The 20,249-nt window shown below is 61.3% G+C and carries 14 protein-coding genes and 2 rRNA genes; 10 read left to right on the top strand and 6 right to left on the bottom strand.

Going from position 1 to position 20,249, the window contains the following annotated elements:
- Positions 1-21: 21 nt before the first annotated feature.
- On the bottom strand, positions 22-978 hold the full coding sequence (nuoH, locus tag AC6HU3_RS08390) for an NADH-quinone oxidoreductase subunit NuoH (protein ID WP_497473321.1): 957 nt from the start codon (positions 976-978) through the stop codon (positions 22-24).
- Positions 975-3,473: a molybdopterin-dependent oxidoreductase gene (locus AC6HU3_RS08385; RefSeq protein WP_497473320.1), complete on the bottom strand. Its 2,499-nt coding sequence runs from the start codon at positions 3,471-3,473 to the stop codon at positions 975-977. Before AC6HU3_RS08385 ends, nuoH begins: the two co-directional genes overlap by 4 nt.
- Positions 3,474-3,602: 129 nt before the next feature.
- Here AC6HU3_RS08385 and queC point away from each other — a divergent pair, with 129 nt between their 5' ends.
- From queC to AC6HU3_RS08335, 10 genes are all read left to right on the top strand, one after another.
- Complete coding sequence (queC, locus tag AC6HU3_RS08380; RefSeq protein WP_497473319.1) at positions 3,603-4,286, top strand: 7-cyano-7-deazaguanine synthase QueC; 684 nt, start codon at positions 3,603-3,605, stop codon at positions 4,284-4,286.
- A complete protein-coding gene (gene queD, locus AC6HU3_RS08375) occupies positions 4,261-4,617 on the top strand; it encodes a 6-carboxytetrahydropterin synthase QueD (RefSeq protein ID WP_497473318.1) in 357 nt (118 codons plus the stop codon). Before queC ends, queD begins: the two co-directional genes overlap by 26 nt.
- Before the next feature lie 4 nt (positions 4,618-4,621).
- Positions 4,622-5,329: a 7-carboxy-7-deazaguanine synthase QueE gene (locus AC6HU3_RS08370; RefSeq protein WP_497473317.1), complete on the top strand. Its 708-nt coding sequence runs from the start codon at positions 4,622-4,624 to the stop codon at positions 5,327-5,329.
- 10 nt (positions 5,330-5,339) lie between these two features.
- The gene (gene purS / locus AC6HU3_RS08365; protein WP_497473316.1) at positions 5,340-5,594 is read left to right on the top strand and encodes a phosphoribosylformylglycinamidine synthase subunit PurS; all 255 of its coding nucleotides are present in this window, start codon (positions 5,340-5,342) and stop codon (positions 5,592-5,594) included.
- On the top strand, positions 5,591-6,304 hold the full coding sequence (purQ, locus tag AC6HU3_RS08360) for a phosphoribosylformylglycinamidine synthase subunit PurQ (protein WP_497473315.1): 714 nt from the start codon (positions 5,591-5,593) through the stop codon (positions 6,302-6,304). Before purS ends, purQ begins: the two co-directional genes overlap by 4 nt.
- Before the next feature lie 4 nt (positions 6,305-6,308).
- Positions 6,309-6,572: a hypothetical protein gene (locus AC6HU3_RS08355; protein WP_497473314.1), complete on the top strand. Its 264-nt coding sequence runs from the start codon at positions 6,309-6,311 to the stop codon at positions 6,570-6,572.
- A 2-nt stretch (positions 6,573-6,574) separates the two neighbouring features.
- Positions 6,575-7,426, top strand: coding sequence for a universal stress protein (locus tag AC6HU3_RS08350; RefSeq protein WP_497473313.1), 852 nt, complete (start codon positions 6,575-6,577; stop codon positions 7,424-7,426).
- A complete protein-coding gene (gene murA / locus AC6HU3_RS08345; RefSeq protein WP_497473312.1) occupies positions 7,410-8,693 on the top strand; it encodes a UDP-N-acetylglucosamine 1-carboxyvinyltransferase in 1,284 nt (427 codons plus the stop codon). Before AC6HU3_RS08350 ends, murA begins: the two co-directional genes overlap by 17 nt.
- Before the next feature lie 157 nt (positions 8,694-8,850).
- A complete protein-coding gene (locus AC6HU3_RS08340; RefSeq protein ID WP_497473311.1) occupies positions 8,851-10,509 on the top strand; it encodes a hypothetical protein in 1,659 nt (552 codons plus the stop codon).
- A gap of 13 nt (positions 10,510-10,522) precedes the next feature.
- A complete protein-coding gene (locus tag AC6HU3_RS08335; RefSeq protein ID WP_497473310.1) occupies positions 10,523-11,788 on the top strand; it encodes an Ig-like domain-containing domain in 1,266 nt (421 codons plus the stop codon).
- A gap of 73 nt (positions 11,789-11,861) precedes the next feature.
- On the opposite strand, the gene AC6HU3_RS08330 is transcribed toward AC6HU3_RS08335, so the two are convergent.
- From AC6HU3_RS08330 to AC6HU3_RS08315, 4 genes are all read right to left on the bottom strand, one after another.
- On the bottom strand, positions 11,862-12,509 hold the full coding sequence (locus AC6HU3_RS08330; protein ID WP_497473309.1) for a hypothetical protein: 648 nt from the start codon (positions 12,507-12,509) through the stop codon (positions 11,862-11,864).
- Positions 12,510-12,546: 37 nt separating this feature from the next.
- Positions 12,547-12,663, bottom strand: a 5S ribosomal RNA gene (gene rrf / locus AC6HU3_RS08325).
- A 134-nt stretch (positions 12,664-12,797) separates the two neighbouring features.
- A 23S ribosomal RNA gene (locus AC6HU3_RS08320) occupies positions 12,798-16,478 on the bottom strand.
- 219 nt (positions 16,479-16,697) lie between these two features.
- A complete protein-coding gene (locus tag AC6HU3_RS08315; protein WP_497473308.1) occupies positions 16,698-20,210 on the bottom strand; it encodes an ATP-binding protein in 3,513 nt (1,170 codons plus the stop codon).
- Positions 20,211-20,249: the final 39 nt, after the last annotated feature.

Genomic DNA, 20,249 nt, shown 5'->3' with positions numbered 1-20,249 from the left:
GGGAACAGGAGCCCCTCCCCCTCAAAACACCACGAACTTCAACCAGGTCACCCAGACGAGGTTGAGGATCCCGAGGGGGACCAGGACCTTCCAGCAGAAGTTCATGAGCTGGTCATACCGCAGGCGGGGGAAGGTGGCCCGCACCCACATGAACACAAAGATAATGAGGCCCACCTTGAAGGCAAACCACCAGATCCCGTCGGCAAAGGGCCCATCAAATCCCCCCAGGAAAAGAACGGTCATGAGGGATGCGGCCACGGTGATGTTGATATACTCCCCCAGAAAGAAGAGGGCCCAGCGCATGGAGGAGTATTCGGTGAGATAACCCGCCACCAGCTCGCTTTCGGCTTCCGGAAGGTCAAAGGGTGCCCGGTTGGTCTCCGCAAAGGCGCCCACAAGATACAGGACAAATCCGATCAGGTTGGGAAGGATCAGCCACCCGTGTTTCTGCTGAAACTGCACGATGTCCAGGAGGGAAAAGGACCCCACCAGCACGATCACGCTGGCAAAGGCCAGGGCAATGGGAAGTTCATAGCTGATGGTCTGCGCCGCACTCCGGAGAGCCCCCAGAAGGGAATATTTGGAGTGGGACGACCATCCAGCCAGGATCACCCCGTATCCCCCCAGGGAAACCATGGCGAAAAGAAGAACGAGAGCCACAGACACGTCGGCCAGGGGCCAGGCGGGATGGAAGGGCATAAGGGTGAAGGCGGTGAGTCCGAACACGGGGGGAAGGGCAGGCGCCAGCGTATAGAGCAGGCGATCCACATGGGCCGGGGTAAAGTCTTCCTTGAACAGGAGCTTCAGGGCGTCGGCGATGGGTTGAAGGAGCCCAAAGGGTCCCACCCGGTTGGGACCGATCCGGTCCTGGACATAAGCCAGGAGCTTCCGCTCGCCATACACCAGATACGCGGCAAGTCCCGTGAGCCCCAGAAACAGTCCCAGTGCAAGACCGGCCATCAGCAAAAGTTCGTTCATTGGACTTCCTCCGGAACGACCTCTTTCACCTCCACCACACACCACCCCTCGGACGGAAGGAGACGGTTGGCTTCGTGATCATAGAAGTTCCGGAACACCCGGATCACACCCGGGGGCACCTCCCGGTTCCGGCGCAGCCGCAGGCGGACTTCCCGACCATCCCGCAGAAACCGCACCCACGTCCCGTCCTGAACCACACCCAGGGCTTCGGCGGTGTCGGGATGCGTCTCCGCCACCACCCGGAGGTCCAGCTCGCCCAGCGCCTGCTGGATGAGTTCGCCCCGCCAGGTATAAAGCCCCGCCTTGAAAGCGTGATCTGTGGCCACAAGGACATACCCCGCCCGCGATTCGGCGGGCTCGAGGGAAACCTGGATTTTCCGGGGATGCCAGCGGTAAGCCGCACGCTCCGGATGGGCCACGTCCCGGTAATTGGCCACGGTGGGAATATACCGCGGATAGGGCTTCTCCTCGATCCGGAGAACCCCGGAGATGCCGGCATAAAAGGGAATCCGGGCCTGCATCATCTCCCACACCCCATCCGCCGTATCCGGAACCTGTTCCCCGAACCGCCGGAGGAGTTCAGCCCAGATGACGTAGTCCGGTTTGGAAAGACCGGCGGGAGAAAGGGCGGCCTGGCTCTTTTGAACAAATCCCACCGTGTTCACCCACCGCCCCTCCATCTCAAAAGGCACCGCCTGTGGAAGGACCACATGGGCAAAGGCATCCACCGGGGACTTCATATCCTTCACCACCAGGAGAAAGTCCAGCGCCTGGAGAGCTTCTTCCCACGCATCCCGATCCGGAAACTCCACCAGGGGATCCACACCCCACAACACCAGCGCCCGGATATCCCCGGAACGAATGGCCTCCGGAATCTTCGCCACCGGAATCCCCGGCCGGGGGGAGAGCACGTGTCCCGGGAGAAGGCCGGGATGAACCCCCACATCCACAAATCCCTGACCGTTGGGGGCAAACCGGAGATAGAGCACCTTCAGTCCCCAATCCAGGGCAAAGGAGAGCAGAGCCCGCTGAACGGCTGCAGGGAGGGCATCGTTGATCACAAGGACGGGACGCTTCGCCTCCGGAAGGCCCTGAAAGGCTTCGGGCAGATTCCCCTCGAGAAGTTCCTGAAGAAGGCGGGGTTCCTCCTGAGGATGCACGACAAAGGACACCGGTTTCCAGGGCCTTTCGGACTCATCCACAAAAGAAACCGAGAGAATGTGGGCTCCCCGGTTCCGGGCCTGGACCAGGCGAAGTCCCAGGGTCGGCCACCGGTGGAGAATGTCGGTACGCCACGCGAGAATCCAGTCTGCTTCTTCAAGATCCCGGAAGGTTGCGGGCGAAACGGCTGCATCCATCGCTTCCTGGAGAGGATCGCCGGCCTCGTCTCCCCCTTCCGGACGCCGGCTGTCCAGGTGGGGCGAGCGGAGCACGCTCCGGGCAAGATACTCGAAAAGAAACGCCCCTTCCGTGGTGCCCACCCCGCCTGCGAGAAAGGCCACCTGTTCTCCGTTCCCCACGAATTCCCGCAACCGTTCTTCCACCCGGTCCAGGGCCTCATCCCAGAGGACGGGAGCCAGGCCGTCGGCTTTGCGGATCTGAGGAGAGAGGTGACGCTCCCGGGACTGCGGGAAATCGAAGGTGAACCGCGTCGCGTCGTCCAGGAAAAATCCGTTGGTTTCGGGGTTGACCAGGGTATACAGCCGGATCACCTCATGGAGATCCTTCCGGCGCCCGCCTTCGGTGAAGGGACCCCGGCTCATGAGTCCCTTCCGGCGGGTGTAGATCTTCACCGTGTCCCCTGTGGAGAAGACAGGGGAAACCCCGAAAGTGTATTCCATTTCCCAGGGACGGGCCTTAAAGCGATAGTCCCGTCCGGTGATGGCCCCCAGGGGACAGATCTCCACCATGTTTCCGGAATAGAGGGACTCCAGAATCTTCTCCTGGGCCGGTCCCACCATCACATACCAGCCCCACTCAAATTCACCCCAGTCCCCACCGCCGGCAATCTGCTGATAAAAACGGACGCACCGGTCGCAGTGGACGCACCGGTTGGGATAGAGCTCCATGAAGGGACCGGGACGGCGACGGGGGATCTCCCGCCGAGGGAAAACATAGCGGGACCGGTCCGGGCCCCACTTCATGGTGAGTTCCTGAAGGTCGCACTCCCCTCCCGCATCGCACACCGGGCAGTCCAGAGGATGGTTCGCAAGCAAAAGCTCCAGCACACCCTTCCGGGTTCGTTCCAGCACCTCCGGGGATTCGGTGTTCACGATCATGCCGTCGGCGGCTTTGGTGGTGCAGGTGGGAAGAAGACCCTTCCGGCCTCCCGTTTCCACCTCCGCCAGGCAGATCCGGCAGGTGGCCACACCTTCACCCAGGGAAGGATGATAGCAGAACACAGGAACGGGATAACCTTCGCGCCAGGCAATTTCAAGAAGGGTTTCACCGGGTTGAAACTCAACCTCTTTCCCGTTCAGAACGATTTTGGGCATCGTGTCGCTCCTGTTGAGGGACCGCCCTCATGGCCCGCGGAACAACATGGCCTAATTGTACACGAGGAGCCCAAAACCTTCAAATCGCCGCCCATTGAAGGTTCCCCTCCGGACGCATACACTTTGAGCATGAAGATCGTGGCCATCGCAAGCGGCGGGCTGGACAGCACGGTGATGGTGTATGCCCTGCGGGCGGAAGGGCATGAACTGGCCCTCCTCACCTTTGATTACGGACAGCGCCACCGGAAAGAGATCGAGTTCGCCCGCAGGACGGCCGAACGTCTCGGACTGTCTCACGAAGTGGTGAACATCCAGGACGTCTCCCGACTTCTTCGATCCGCCCTCACCACCCCGGACATTCCGGTCCCCGAAGGACCCTATGCCCCGGGGACCATGCACCACACGGTGGTCCCCAACCGGAATGCGATCTTCCTCTCCATTGCTGCGGGTTACGCCCTCTCCATCGGCTTTGAAGGTGTGGCCCTGGCGGTCCATGCGGGTGATCACCCGGTCTATCCGGACTGCCGGCCCTCCTTCGTTCAGGCCTTTGAACACATGGTCCGGATCGCCACGGATTCCGACCTCCGGATCCTCGCACCTTTCGTGAACATGAAGAAGGAGGAGATCGTGGCGCTCGGGGCTCGTCTGGGCGTGCCCTTTGAAGACACCTGGTCCTGCTATCGCGGAGGAGAACGCCACTGCGGGGTGTGCCCCACCTGCCTGGAACGAAAAGAAGCCTTTCGCAAAGCGGGTGTTCCCGATCCCACCATCTATGAGGAGGTTCGCGATGTATCGCATCGCCAAAGCCTTTGATTTTGCCGCAGCCCATCAGCTGGATCAGCTTCCGGAAGGGCACAAATGCAAACGCCTCCACGGGCACAATTACCGGGTGATCGTGTATCTGGAAGCCGAGATCCTGGACGAGCGAAGTTTTGTGGTGGATTTCGGAGAGCTCAACGTGATCAAGAAATGGATCAACGAAACCCTGGATCACCGGAATCTCAACGATGTTATGCCCTATCCCACCACGGCGGAGAACCTTGCCCGATTCATCTATGAGACCTGGAAAGAGCATTTTCCTCAACTGGTGAAGGTGCGCGTATATGAGACGGAGAAGGCGTGGGCAGAATATGAGGAGCGGTGAAGGCGTGCGCTTTCCCGTCGTGGAAATCCTCCACACCTTTCAGGGGGAAGGGGTGCACCTCGGGAAAGCCTGTTTACTCCTTCGGCTGTGGGGATGCGACCAGCGATGTTCCTGGTGCGACACCCGGGAATCCTGGGACCCCGTCTTCCGTCCTTCCCATCTCCCCCGGCTCACCGCAAAGGAGATCGTGACGTTGCTGGCACCCCATCGGGAACGGAGTGCCTTTGTGCTCCTCACCGGCGGGGAACCCACCCTGCACCCCCTGGAAGAACTCCTGGATGCGATTCACCGGGAGCTGGAACTTCCGGTCCACATCGAAACCGCAGGCCACCATCCTGTTCCATCCGGCGTGGACTGGATCACCGTCTCTCCCAAAACCTTTCCGGGGGCCCTCCCGGCCCTGCCGGAGGTGATCCGAACGGCCCATGAGATCAAGCTCATTATCACCGAACCGGAAGATATTGAACGCGGCCTTGCGGTGATCCGAGAACGCAGGGAGGACGCCGTGGTGTGGCTTCATCCGGAATGGAGCCACCGGGCAGATCCCGAAGTCCTTGAGGCCATCATGAAGGCCGTCCTGAGGGATCCCGATCTCCGGGCAGGATACCAGATCCACAAACTCTATGGAGCGGACACGGTGGAGGTCATTCTCCGGGGTACCTTGAACCATCTGGATCCAACCTGTACAATCCTTTCCGAAACCGTCACGTGAGAGGTGGGATATGTCGGGCGTTCGTCAGTTTGAAGTGTGCGTGTATTTGAAAGAAGGGTTGCTGGATCCTCAGGGCCGGGCCGTTCGGGAAGCCATGAAAGAACTGGGCCTTGCCGTGGAGGACGTCCGGGTGGGTCGGGCCGTCCGGATCACCATGGAAGACACACCCGAAAACCGGGAGAAACTCCAGGAACTTGCCGAAAACTTCCTGGCCAATCCCGTGATCGAAACCTTTGAACTTCGTCCCCTGGAGGCGAAGGAATGAACCGCCCCGTCGTGGGGATCGGGGTATTCCCGGGCACCAACTGTGAGCGGGAAACCGCCCGTGCCTTTGAATCCCACGGTGTGCCGGTGCGCTTCCTCTGGCACGAAGACCCTGTGCCGGAGGACGTGGACTGGGTGGTGCTTCCGGGTGGGTTTTCCTATGGAGATTATCTGCGGGCCGGGGCCATCGCCCGGTTTTCCCGTCTTGTCCAGTCTCTTCGTGAGTTTGTTCAGGATCCCCGCCATGTGGTTCTGGGCATCTGCAACGGTTTTCAGATTCTCACCGAAGCCCACCTTCTCCCGGGCGCCCTGGCCATGAACGCGTCCGGAATGTTTCTGTGCCGGGTGGTGGAGGTGGAAGTTTCTTCCCATCATCCCCTTCTCCGGGGACTGGTGCCCGGGGAGCGCCTCCGCCTTCCGGTCGCCCACGGAGAAGGACGGTTTGTTGCGGATGCGGATGTCCTCCGGCAACTGGAAGAACAGGACAGGATTCTTTTCCGCTATACAGAAGACATCAACGGTTCTCTGGGCCGGATCGCAGGGATTGCGGGCGGTCAGGGGAACGTCCTGGGCATGATGCCCCACCCGGAGCGGGCCGTTCATCCCCTCATCTCCACGGATGGGGCCAGGCTCCTTGGACAGATGCTCCATAACTGGAGGAAGGACTATGGCGCACGAGGAACTGAAGGAAGCCCTCAGGTCGCAGCTTGAGGGCATGGACGTCCAGAAAGTCTATTTCTATGTGAGCGATGAAGAAGCCCGCGGGGGGGGTGAGAGTCCGTTTCTGGCCGTCGTGATCCGGGAAACCGACCGTCCTTTTGAGGAGCGTATTTTTGATCTCCTGGACGTCCTCCAGAGCCTGCCCGAGCCCGTGGAATTTCTGATCTACACCCCCGCAGAGTGGGAAGAACTCCTTTCCGAAGGGAGCGATCTTGCTCTGAAGGTCCGGGATCGGGGTGAGGTGCTCATCGGAGGATAACCATGCGTACCGTCCTTGCCGTCACCGATTTTTCTCCGTCCGCTCAAAAAGCCCTGGAATGGGCTGCCTTTTTCGCCCGCCACACCCGGGCCCACCTCCACCTTTTCCACGTGGTCCCGGCGCCGACCGTCCATCCTGTGCCCACCGTTCAGGAACGGGTGGAACAGGCGCTCAAAGAAACGGTCGAAGCCCGGAAAAAGCTCATGGATGATCTGGTGGAGCGGTTCCGGGGAGAGGGGCTTGAAGTCACCGGAGAAATCCAGGTGGGACGGGTGGTGGAGCGGATTGTGGAAACGTCCGCTCTGGCCGACCTTCTGGTGCTGGGCATTCGGGGAGAACGGGAAGGGGAAGAAGGGGGATTCATTGGAAGCACCGCCTACCGGATCATTGCCGGAACCGCTCAGCCCGTGCTGGCCGTCCCCCACACCGCTTCTGGGCCCCGCCTTTCCCGTATCCTTGTTCCCGTGGATCTCTCCCCCGTGTCCCTTCAGGCCATCCCCCGCGCCCTGGAACTCGCCGAAATGATGGACCATGCCCATGTGGATGTCCTGCACGTGGTGGAACTCCTGGAGAGCATCTCCGAAGAAGAGGTTCAGACCCTCCTTCAGGAAGAGATCTGGCGGATCATTCGTCAGCACCTTCCTGAAATCCACCCGCATGGCCAGCTTTCCCTCCACGTGGAACGCCGGTTCAGCGCTGCACCGGCTATTCTGGACAAAGCCCGGGAACTGGGGGTGGATCTCATTCTGATGCGAACCCACGGGCGCCATGGTGTGCTCAAAAGTCTGATGGGCAGCACCACCGAACAGGTGCTTCGATCCACACCTTATCCCGTCTATGCCTTCCGCTTCTGACCCCCGGGCCATCCGGGTTTGGGGAGGGGTTCGTCTTTCCGGATCGGTGGAGGTCCAGGGGGCCAAAAACGCAGCCCTTCCGCTGCTTGCTGCCAGCCTCCTCATCCCCGGACCGGTCATGCTTGAAAACGTTCCCGCGGTCCGGGACGTGGAGGTGATGGTGGAGGTCCTCACCGCCCTGGGCGCCCGGATCTCCTGGAACCGTGCAGCCCGGGAAATCACGGTGGATGCCTCTTCCCTGTCCCGGTTTGAGGCCCCGGAGGAGGCGGTCCGGAAAATGCGGGCGTCCATCTATGTCCTTGCCCCCCTTCTGGCGCGGTTCGGGCAGGCCAGGGTGGGATATCCCGGCGGATGTGCCTTTGGCCCCCGCCCCATTGACTTCCATCTGAAGGGCCTGGAAGCGCTGGGGACTTCGGTGGATGTGGCCCACGGGAAAATCCACGCCCGTATCAGGCGCTTCCAGGGGACCCACTTTGCCTTTGATCGAAAATCGGTGGGCGCAACCATCCAGATTGCCCTGGCTGCCGCGGTGGCCGAAGGCACGACGGTGCTGGAAAACGTGGCCCAGGAGCCGGAAGTGTCCACCACTCTGGAATTCCTCCATGCCGCCGGTGTCCGCATTGAAGGGATCGGCACCGATCGCCTTGTGATTCACGGGGTGGAACGTCTCCGCAGTCCCGGTTCATGGAGGGTGATCCCTGACCGGATTGAAGCCGGAACCTGGCTGATCGCCGGTGCCGCCACCGGAGGTGAGGTGGAGGTGTTCCCGGTGACCAAAGCCCTCCTTCCCACCGTCCTGGAGAAACTCTCCGAAGCCGGAATCGAAGTGGAAGAAACACACCGGGGCATCCGGGTTCAGGGAAAAGCCCCTCGCGATCTCCAGCCTCTCCGGGTGGTTACCGAACCCTTCCCGGGTTTTCCCACGGACCTCCAGCCCCAGATCACGGTTCTCCTTACCCGCGTTCCCGGGACCAGCCGGGTGCGGGACACCATATATCCCACCCGGTTCCATCATGCGGAAGAACTGCGTCGCCTGGGGGCCCACATCGAGGTGGAAGACGGGACCGCCTGGATCGAGGGCGTGTCCCAGCTCACCGGTGCAGAGGTGGAAGGGCGGGACCTTCGGGCGACAGCAGCCCTTGTGATCGCGGGCCTGGTGGCGGAAGGAGAAACCACCGTGTGGGGGTATGAGCACCTCATTCGGGGATACGAAGACTTCATCGGCAAACTCCGTTCCCTGGGTGTCGAAGCCGAACTTCTCGGTTGACCTCCTTTCGCGATTTCTCTGTGGCGCTGTTGCCTGACCGAATCCCCATCGGTCGCAGGTCTTCTTTCCCGGAGATCGTGGGGATCCCGTGAACCTGGTCGTTCCCCTCTCGATCCCGTATACTTCCCCTGTTCGCACAAGGAACAGGAGGTATTCGATGAAACGTGGCGGGTGGCTCCTCATCCTGGCGGGGGTGGGATGGACCCAGGTCAACGCCCCCCTCACCGAACGATTCCTCCTTCCCGTCTCCTCCTATCGTCTCGCCTCCACCGCATCCCTTCTGGAAGGGGATCTGGACCGGCTTCTGGACCCGGCCGTGGCCGGAACGGTGGAAGGGCAGCGGGTGTACACAGCCCTCTCCGACCTTTTCCTCCAGGAACAACTGTTTAACAACGCCAGTCTGGGGCGATGGGTGCTGGCGGGGAGCGGACCCCTTCTCTCCTTCGGTCGACCCGTCGGACTGGGCATGTACCGGAACGTTCGGACCCCTCTCCTGACCACCCGGGGCCTTCCGGGAGAATACACCCTGGACTCCCTGCACTACTTTTCCACGCTGGGACCGGGCAATCCACCGGACCGCAGGGAAGAAATCCGCATGACGGAAGAAACCTACGATTTCCTCACCGAACGCGCCGTGATGGCAGGTCTTGCACGGGAAGAAGGGGGGCTCTATCTGCTCCACACGGCCACGGTGCAGCGAACCCTTCCCACCGGAACGGAACTCTCGCCTTTCGGTCAGTTCTCTTTCTCCTACACGCTGTTTGATCATCCTTCGGGCACGCCCCTCTATTCCCGGACCATCGAGGGCCAGGCCCAGAATGCCTTTGAAACCCGTCTCTGGGCTGTGCTCGGAGGATATCGTCTCACGCCGGGATTGCGGGTGACGGCCGGTCTGGCCTTCCCCGGTATCACCGCACGAGACACAGCCCGGTACAGCGGAACCGAAGACCTCAATCCCGGAGGCTCTCTCAACCGGGTGATCCGGCGGGGAACCTTCCGGGATGAGCGCCCCATCACGGGGACCAGTGTGTTCGCCGAACTCCGGATGGATCGGGAAGGAAAACGCTGGGCGGGGACCGGGCGCCTGGGTGTGCTGGTGCAGAAGGGAAACCTCCGGGATGCCCGCACAGCCCTGGACACCCTGTGGAGCCAGGAAGAACTCCTGGTGGACACGGCCATCAACCGCCTCCACTTCGTGGCGGACACCTCTTTCTCCGGGAATCAAACGGTGATGGGGGTGTTCACCGGGTGGAGTCAGCGCTACCGGTATGATCGTGGCCTCTTTGCCACAGGGGTGGGCGTGAATTACCTCCGGACAGAAGAAAACACCGATCTCACCTATACGGAAACCCTCACCGAGCGTGTGACCGATGGAGACGGGGTCCCTCAGGATCCCGACGATTTCACCCGGACCACGCATCGCACGGAATCCCGGAAACGCACCCACACCCTGGAAGAGGTCCAGCTTCACCTTCCCGTGGCCCTGGAGATCCGTCCACACCATCAGGCGCCCATCCTTCTCCGGCTGGGCGGGCTGTACACCCTCCATTACACCCGGGATGTTCTGACGGATGAGGGACTTTCCGCTTCTCCACGCACCGTTGAGACGGTGACCGACGCCGGAGACACCACCCTCCAAAACACACCGGTGGATCTCGCGACCCTCCAGCAGGTCACCCGGAATCTCTCCTCCACCCTTGAGTTTTCCTATGGCGCCGCGCTCCCCGTCGGCCAGCATTTTCTGTTTGAAGTGATGGGCTTTGCTACCCTGACGGATCTCCGGGGATGGCGGGTGAGCGTGACCTGGATTCCGTGAAAGGAGGGGTATCATGAAAAAGAGCCTGTGGATTCTCGCTTTTTCGGCCCTTCTTTCCTGCAAGAAGGTGAACGCCCCGGGAAGGGGAGATCTCTCCTTTCCCCCCGTCTGGGACAACACCACGCCGGTGCAGGTGATCCGGGTGGAAACCTACTCGTTTTATCTCGGCGTGAATCCCAGCCGCAACCGGTTTCAGGATCTGGACACCGCCCAGGCTGACGTGCAGGACCGCATTCTGGTCCGTTTCAGCGGGCCTGTGGATGAAGCCACCCTCCAGGGTGCCGTTGTTCTGGAAGGTGTGGCCGGCGTCCAGACGGGAAACATCCCGGTCACTGTAACGTATGACCCGGAAGCCTGGCGCGCCTGGATCCTCCCACAGGTGGGGCTCCGGGAATCCACCGCGTATGTCCTGCGCATCACCCCCAGTGTCCGCGACCTGGCCGGAAACCCCCTGGACGGAAATGGCAACGGTGAGAACGATGACACGCTGGACACGGTGATCGAACTCCTCTGGGGTCCTCCTGCTCCCGGCGGCGATCCCGTCTACGACCTGGATCTCCAGGGACCACGCGTCCGAAACCTGTGGACCGACTTCCGGAATCCCTGGTTTTATCCCGGAAATCTGCTCACCCGCGATACCCTCCGCATCGAGTTTGACCGGGTGGATCTGGATCCGGCAAGCCTTGCCGGCAACGTGTTCTTCCGGACCTACCCTGAGGGGACGCCGGAGGGGAACCTCACATATGTGCGGGTGGATACGGTAGGGGCACGGGTTCAGGCGGTGTTTTTCTACGACGGACTTGTCCATGCTCGGGGCTATGAACTGGTCCTCACGCCGGGCATTCGCGACACCGCGGAGAACCCTCTGGACGGGAACGACAACGGCGAACGCGAACTTCACGACTCGCTCATCGTCCGATTCACCACCGCGACCGATACCCTGGGGACGCCTCCCTCCTACCCTCACCTCACAGGCAGCTCCCGGAACGGCAACGTGATCACCCTGTACTTCGATGTCCCCATGGACACCGCAGCGTTCGTTGCCCCCGACTTCCAGGTTCGGGCCATGGCGAACGGCATCTGGACGGGAGAGTCCGTCCGTCTCCAGTGGGCCCCCGATGGGCAGCAGGTGGACGTTCTCCTTTCCCGCCCTGAAGCCGTTTTCCACCAGGTTTTCCTTTCACACCGTATCACCTCCCGGGACGGACTTCCCCTGGACGGGAATGGAGACGGACTGGGAGGGGATCCACAGTCGGATGACATCCGGCTGACGTTCTGACCGGGAAGTGGTACAACAAAAAAGGCCGGGGCATGCGCCCCGGCCTTTGATTTTTCACAGGCCCATGGAAACCTCAAAAGCGAAACTGCACCCCTCCACGCAACCGTACCCAGGAATCTGTTCCACGAGAAGCAGTCCTCAACGCCCCAAAGACCGAATACCTGTCCGTGTGCAACGCCCCCGAGAGAATCAGATCAGGGAGTGTAAACGCAAGCGTGAACACCTCGGGTGAGCCGAAACCGAAGAGGATAGAAAATCCAAAACTGGGGAAAACTGCTGATTCCGAAAATCCGGACACGTAGACACTGGACCCATGGATGAAATAGAAGTCTATACCCTGAACCTGTTTGTATCCCAGCCGGAACTTCCGGGATCCCAGGCTTATCTTCCAGTATGCCCTTGGAATAAGCTCAAAACCCGCAGCCGCAGCCTCTTCAAAGATCATTATGGCTCCGGGGACTTCGAAACCCATTTCAGCTGTGACGGCTTGTTCCGGCTCATAGTAGCCAACGGCGTGCCTGTAGCCTCCTTCAAGTGCAAAGGCAGTGGTGAGGGTTCCCAGCTCTATCCACTGATCCACACCTCCACCCACCTGAATCCTTTGCTCGGGAGGGCCTTTGGGGACAGCTGATGCGGGTTCAGCCAGATAGATCTGCAGACCAGAGATACAACCGCTGGCCAGAAGTCCGATGATGACTCCACTGAAGACCTTCCCCTTCATCGTGGCGCGTATAAAATTTCTCTAAAAATAAAAAACACCCGGGCTGCGACCTACTCTCCCACCCCCTTGCGGGGGCAGTACCATCGGCCCTGGCGGGCTTAACTTCCGGGTTCGGAATGGGGCCGGGTGTTTCCCCGCCGGCATGGCAGCCCGGGTGAAATGCTCACCCCATGAAATTCGTCAAGCGAATTTCATGGGGACCCCGATAAAGACACCTCTTTGTTTCTGCGAATTCGATAGGATTATCCTCGGGGTTATCAAAACAAAAGGTTGGGTGTGGTTGATGAGGACAGGAAGCCTCTCGGCCGATCGGAACGGCTCGGCTCCACCCCTTGCGGGGCTTCCACCTGCCGCCCGTCAACCCGGTCGTCTTCCGGGGGCCTTAGTCTCCCCGAAGGGAGACGGGGCACCTTATCTTGGGGCGCGCTTCCCGCTTAGATGCTTTCAGCGGTTATCGCCTGGGGACATGGCTACCCTGCTGCACCGCTGGCGCGATGACAGGTACACCAGAGGTCCCCCCACCCCGGTCCTCTCGTACAAGGGGCAGCCCCCCTCAAGTGCCCTGCGCCCACGGCGGATAGGGACCGACCTGTCTCACGACGGTCTAAACCCAGCTCACGTAGCCCTTTAATGGGCGAACAGACCAACCCTTGGGAGCTTCTTCACCCCCAGGATGGGCTGAGCCGACATCGAGGTGCCGAACCGGGCCGTCGATGTGGACTCTCGGGCCCGACTAGCCTGTTATCCCCGGGGTACCTTTTATCCGCTGAGCGACGGCCCTTCCACCCGGAGCCGCCGGATCACTAGGCCCGGCTTTCGCCCCTGCTCGGCCTGTCGGCCTCGCAGTCAGCCCCCCTTCTGCCCTTGCACTCCACGCACGGTTGCCGTCCGTGCTGAGGGGAGCTTTGGACGCCTCCGTTACCTTTCAGGAGGCTGCCGCCCCAGCAAAACTGCCCACCAAGCGCTGTCCCCCCTGGCGATCCAGCCAGGTGGGTTAGTCCCCCGACACATCCAGGGTGGTATCTCACCGGCGCCTCCACGGGAGCTGGCGCCCCCGCTTCACAGGCTCCCACCTATCCTGCACAGGATGTGCCAAGAGACAACGCCAGGCTGCAGTAAAGGTCCACGGGGTCTTTCGGTCCCGCCGCGGGTAGGTGGCATCTTCACCACCACTACAACTTCGCCGGGCCCCTCGCCGAGACACCGGCCCAGTCGTTACGCCATTCGTGCAGGTCGGAACTTACCCGACAAGGAATTTCGCTCACCTTTCTCCCGGCCTTTCGGTCCGGGGGTGGACCATCTCTTCACAGGGTTCCCAGGTCCTTTTTGATCCGGAGGAGTGCTTCCCGTTTCCCGGTTCCCATACGAAGCGCAATGTCCACAATCTCCCTCAGACCCTCCGGCGTGAGGTGCTGTCCTTCCCGCATCTTTTGGACAACCCTCCGAAACCGGATAAAATCAACCTGCTTCCGGGTCTTGAGCGGATGCTTTGTAAAAAACTCGCAGATCCGCTCCAGGCATTCGAGCTTCCGGACTCTGTAGGCCCATCGATCTCCGTGGTTGCGCCGCACAACACCGCAACCGAAGAAACGCTTGAGGGCATACAGAATCTGAACATCGCGCCTGTGCTGGACCACCGTGAATTCGGGTAGCACCTGATATCCCACCTTCATCTCCGGGTGGCGCAAAATGGAGATGTGGAAACAGCCTTCGCCGTCCACAAACCCTACCACCCAGTCCGGTGTGAGTTCCATCGCACTCCTCCTTCGGAACCCTGCGCCCGGCGTATGGCCTCTGAGGATCCCCCGGAATCCATCCGGGGTTTCCTGCGGGTTACCCAATCCCTGACATTGTTACGGGCCCGGGGATACACCCCAGCCTCGTAGTCAGGGCTCTCAGGGCTTTCCCGCATACAGCCGGGTTCAGGCAGCACCTGCTACCTTAGGACCGTTATAGTTACGGCCGCCGTTTGCCGGGGCTTCGGTTCGGGGCTTGCACCCCTCCCCTTAACCTTCCGGCACTGGGCAGGCGTCAGTCCCTATACGTCCTCTTGTTCGAGTTCGCAGGGACCTGTGTTTTTAGTAAACAGTCGCCAGGCCCTCTCCGCTGCGACCCCTTTCCGCTACTCCCCGCGAGGAGTTTCACGTACTCAGGGCACCCCTTCTTCCGAAGGTACGGGGCCAAGTTGCCGAGTTCCTTGGCGAGGGATCACCCGCGCGCCTTAGAATGCTCATCCCGCCCACCTGTGTCGGTTTGCGGTACGGTCACCCACGCTTCAACACCCGCGAGGCTATTTCTCGGCAGTGTGGTCCGGGCCAGTTCCCTGTCCCCGTAGGGACAGGTCCCCATCACCCCTCAGGCTCGGGGCCGGGATTTCCCTCGGCCCGTCATCGCCCTACAGGCTTAGACCGGGACATCCATCACCCGGCTGGCCCTTCCCTCCTGCGTCACCCCCCGGGCTCCACGTGGGTGGCGGGGGAATGTTAACCCCCTTCCCATCGGCTACGCCTTTCGGCCTCGCCTTAGGGGCCGGCTAACCCACCGCGGACGACCCTTCCGGTGGAAACCTTGGGCTTACGGCGGGGTGGATTCTCACCACCCTTATCGCTACTGATGCCCGGATTCTCACTTCCCAGCAGTCCAGCGCCCCTCACGAGACGCCTTCAGCCCGCTGGGAACGCTCCCCTACCGCCGACAGCGCCCGGAGGCACTGCCGACCCGCGGCTTCGGTGGCGGGCTTAGCCCCGCTAAATTTTCGGCGCCGGGGCACTCGGCTGGTGAGCTGTTACGCACTCTTTAAATGATGGCTGCTTCTAAGCCAACATCCCAGCTGTCTTCGCGCCCCGACCTCCTTTACCACTTAGCCCGCACTTGGGGACCTTAGCCGGCGGTCTGGGTTGTTCCCCTCTCGGCCATGGAGCTTATCCCCCACGGCCTCACTCCCGGGAAGCATGTGCCGGTATTCGGAGTTTGGAAGGGTTCGGAGTTGCCCCCTAGCCCAACCAGTGCTCTACCCCCGGCACACTCATTCCCGAGGCTGCACCTAGATGCATTTCGGGGAGAACCAGCTATCACCGGGTTCGTTTAGCTTTTCACTCCTACCCACAGGTCATCCGAGGGCTTTTCAACGCCCACCGGTTCGGGCCTCCAGTGGGTGTTACCCCACCTTCACCCTGCCCATGGGTAGGTCACCCGGCTTCGGGTCTGCCCCCACCGACTATGCGCCCTGTTCGGACTCGGTTTCCCTCCGGCTCCGCCCCTGAAGGGCTTAGCCTCGCCGGTGAGGGCAACTCCCGGGCTCATTATGCAAAAGGCACGCCGTCAGGCCCGCGTCCGGAGACGCGGGACCCTCCGACTGATTGTAGGCGCCAGGTTTCAGGTCTTTTCACTCCCCTTCCGGGGTGCTTTTCACCTTTCCCTCACGGTACTGGATGCACTATCGGTCGCCGGGACGTATTTAGCCTTGGGCGGTGGTCCGCCCGGATTCCCACAGGGTTCCACGTGCCCCGTGGTACTCGGGAACACGGCCCCGGGAGTCTCACCTCTTTCGCCTACGGGGCTGTCACCCTCTATGGCCCGGCTTTCCAGCACGGTTCGGCTAGAGGTGAGATTTGTAACTCCCTGAGGGGTCCAGGGCCCCCTCCGGCCGTGCCCCACAACCCCGCTGCCGCAACGGCCCTGGCCTTGGCACGACAGCGGTTTAGGCTCCTCCCCTTTCGCTCGCCGCTACTCAGGGAATCGATGTCTCTTTCTTTTCCTCCCCCTACTGAGATGTTTCACTTCGGGGGGTTCGCCTCCCTCAGGGTTACCCCCGAGGGATGACCGGGGTTTACCCCGGCCGGGTTTCCCCATTCGGGCATCCCGGGATCACAGCCTGCTCGCGGCTCCCCCGGGCTTATCGCAGCCTGCCACGCCCTTCATCGCCGCCCGGCGCCTAGGCATCCACCTGACGCCCTTCGTAGCTTCCTGTCTCTCATCAAACCACACCCAACCTTACTTGCCAAAGATCGTGAACAGGGTTTTGCTTCAGCGCGGGGTTTAGTATATGGAAGGGAGTCGGGTCTGTCAAGTGCCCCTTCCGTCCCGCTTCAAAAGATCATCTGCAAGTATATATAGGTTACGGCTCTACCCCCACCCTGTCAAGCCCTGCCCTCATCCCCCGGGAACGCGCGCCGTGAGGTGCGCTCTTCACCCCTGGGGCCCGGTCCCTTCTCCGGTCTGACGGATGATCAGCCGATCCAGGAGCCTCAGCACATGCCGCAGCTCTCCGTGCTCACCCACACCCATATCCTGGAGTTCGGCTTCAAGCGCGTTCCGGTCCCCCCTTCCCCATCTCAACCACTCCACCGCCCGAACATAAAAAACGCCCGATCGGTGGTGCTGACGCACAAACACACGGCGGGCTTTCTCCAGCAACGCTTCTGCCAGGCCATGCCTTCCTGCCCGGAGAGAGAGCAGGGCTTCCACCCAGTGGATATATCCCTCCACAAGAGGAACCCGGTTTCGGGAAAGGGCTTCCCGTGCCTTCTGGATCCATGCCCGAGCCTCCCGAAGACGGAGACTCTCCATTTCCAGGAGGGCAAGGTTAACGAAGATGATGGCTCGCATCACGGGAACGGGATCCTGGCCAAGCGCAAGGAGAAAAAGCTTTCGTGCCCGGGCTGGGTTTCCCGCAAGAACATACCATCCTCCGAGAGCGTTGAGGTATCGCACGGTGAGAATATGGTGGTGGAGCCTGCGGGCCAGGCGCAGAGCTTTCAGAAGGTTGCGGCGGGAGGCGGAAAGATCTCCCATGTATTTCTGCACAATCCCCAGACTCCCCTGCATGTAAGCCACCCCCCGGAGATGCCCGATCTCCCGGAAAATCTCCACGGATTCCTCATAGCGCTTCCGCGCCGATGGAAAATCCCCAAGGACTTCCTCAAGGCTGGCAAGATTGCCCAGCAACATGGCAAGTTCATAGGGACCGCTGTGCTGCTGCGCCAGCGTCAGCGCCTCCTCATAAGCCCGACGGGCCCGAACAGGATCCCGATCCTTGAGGAGATTTGCCAGAAAGTTCAGGCCATGGATCCGCAAAGAAATCCGGTCCGGTGGGACCGTCTCCAGCAGACGTTCCAGGATTCTCCGGGCCATGCGGCTCCATCCCACACGATTCAGCACCACGGCAAGGTGCAGAAGGATACGTTCACTCGCATGACCTGCATCCATCCGGCGGGCCTTCAGGAAACACCGTACCGCCTCCCGATACGCCCCGGTGTGAGAAGCCACAAAGCCCCGCTCCATCCAGAAATCCCGCTGGAGGTCCCGGGGCATCGCCGCAACCAGGTGCGCCACCTCGTCCAGTATTTTCCCGGGATGCTCTTTCCCCCGTTCCCGTTCAAGTGCGCAGGCCCGGAGGGCCAGAAACACCCGAACCTGCGTATGGCGCCGGGGCTCTTCCGCCTCCTGGAATGCCCGGAGCGCCCGGGCCATCCCTTCCAGATCCCCCTTTCGCCAGAACAGGATTTCCTGAGCTTCCCACCGAACCATCGCCCGTTCAGGACTCCCCTTCTCCAGGCAATGTTCCGCTTCTTTGAACAAACTCCGCGCTTCATCCAGGGCTCCGCGGTTCGCAGCCCGTCGGGCTGCTTCCTGGAAACAGGTCGCGGCCCGGGCGAACCGTCCCGCCCCTTTCCAGTGATGGCCGATCTCTTCAAGACGATCCGGCTGATTCGTTTCCAGATAGCGGGCAATGCGCCCATGAAGCCTCCTGCGATGGCGGGCCAGCATCCCTCCATACACCGCTTCTCTCAAAAGATCGTGCTGAAACCGGACGGTTTCTCCTTCCAGCACCAGCCATTCCCTGTCCTCAAGAATCCGAAGGGCCCGGGCGTCAAAATCCGGAATCCACGCAGAGAGGAGAGAAACCGGCATGCCATCCCCAAAAACGGCGGCCAGTCGCAGGGCCTGTTGAAGGTTGGGTGGCAGCCGGAGCAACCGGTTCAGCACCAGAACCTCCAGCCGGGGCGTGAGCCAGGCCTCACCCTCCAGCCAGGCCCGGGCCATTTCCAGGGCGAACAGCGGAATTCCCTTCGCCCGGCGGGCGATCTCGTCCACCGGCCCGTCCTCCAGAAGCACAAACCGGACCAGGCGGCGCATGCTTTCGATATCCAGGGGAAGCACGTGGATCTCCTGATCCACAGGGAGGGCAGCACCCGACGTCCGCATCACCCAGAGGATGGTGTGCCCGAACGAGGGAAGTCGCACAAGCACGGACCGGGACGCCCCATCGGCCCACTGGGCGTCCTCCACCACCCACAACCTTCGGGGAAGGGCGCAAAACACCTTTTCCAGCATCCGTGGAATGGTCTGGGCCGCCTCCGGGGAAACCTCGCGTTCGTTCACCACAGCATGGAGTGCGGGTAAAAACGTCAAAGGGATTCCCCATCCTCTAAGCGCAGACCGAAGTCGGGCCACCGGAACATAGTTCTCCACACCCATCTCGGAGAGAAGCAATCGCCGGACCAGAGACCAGGGGGGGTGCGTTCGTTCAGGCATGCGGATGGCCCGGAAAGGAATCCCCAGTATTTTCATTTCTTCCAGGAATGCCTGAAGCAAACGGGACTTGCCCACCCCAGGAGGGCCCACCAGGCTGAAGGAAACATTGTCTCCTGTTGAAAATCGCCGAAGGATTTCTCGCAAAAGGCGGAGTTCGTTTTCCCGACCCACGAGGGGAAGTTCACTTCTCGGGCTCCGGATTGTCCGTGCCGACACCACCTCCACGGCCCTTCGCTTTCCGGAAAGTTCCACCGGCCTGCCCTCTTTTTCCGCCATCCACGCCTCCCCCCACGGTGCGGCTCCGCAGATTCGGGCGGCGGTGTTGAGGCAATCCCCCATAAAATCCACAAAATTCGCAATGCGAAGGTTCACCGCCACGCCAAAGGCCCCACCCATCCGGATCCCTGGCCCTTCAAGCGTCCGGGCAACTTCTCCCACCCTCTCTTCCCAGTCTACACAGGGACAGGGGAAACCGATCACCACCAGCCAGCGATACCCATGCGGTGTGGTGTCCCCTTTGATGATCTCCCCTTCCACCCAGCCCACAGCCCGCACAAGCTTCTGGAAGGTCCGGCGAAGACGTGACTCTGCCGTCCCCCGGACCTCCACAAACAGTGCGGCGAGGGGCTGAAAGCGACTGGGTTCCTGGAGAAGATGCCGGGGGACCCAGGGAGAGGGAAGATCGGGATTCAGAAGTGTGTCGTTAGGGACCCTCAGAATTCGGGGATGAAGCCACACTTCTCCCATGTGCACCTGTTTTTCCCGCCGGGCAAGGGCCTGCATGCCCGGTCCGGCATAGGCTGTGAAGGAACGCCCATCTCCTGCGGGGAGAGGAAGGGTATGCACATGGAGCACGCCCCGCTGAAAAATCTGGCGGGCTTGAAGAGGGAGGGGGACTTCCCCGATCCTCCGGTTCACCCCTTCGCTGAAGGACCGGAAAACTTCTCGTGCGTGGAGGGGAAACCAGGCGGTCAAGGCATCTCCTCCAAATCCGATCAACACACCGTTCAATGCCTGAACCTCATGAACAAGGGGAAGAAACGTTCGGGTCACCGCCACCGCCACTTCTTCTGCACCTTCCCGACCCCGCTCCTGACGCTGTTCCAGAAAACGGGTGAACCCCGCAAGATCCACCTTCCACCCCACCCCCTCGTGTCGGATCATGTGGAGAGTATAGGCGTCTGCCCCGGAATCTTCAATTCC

It is taken from the genome of Caldifarcimen microaerophilum, assembly GCF_055387105.1.
This window is presented reverse-complemented; position numbering and strand designations above follow the sequence as displayed.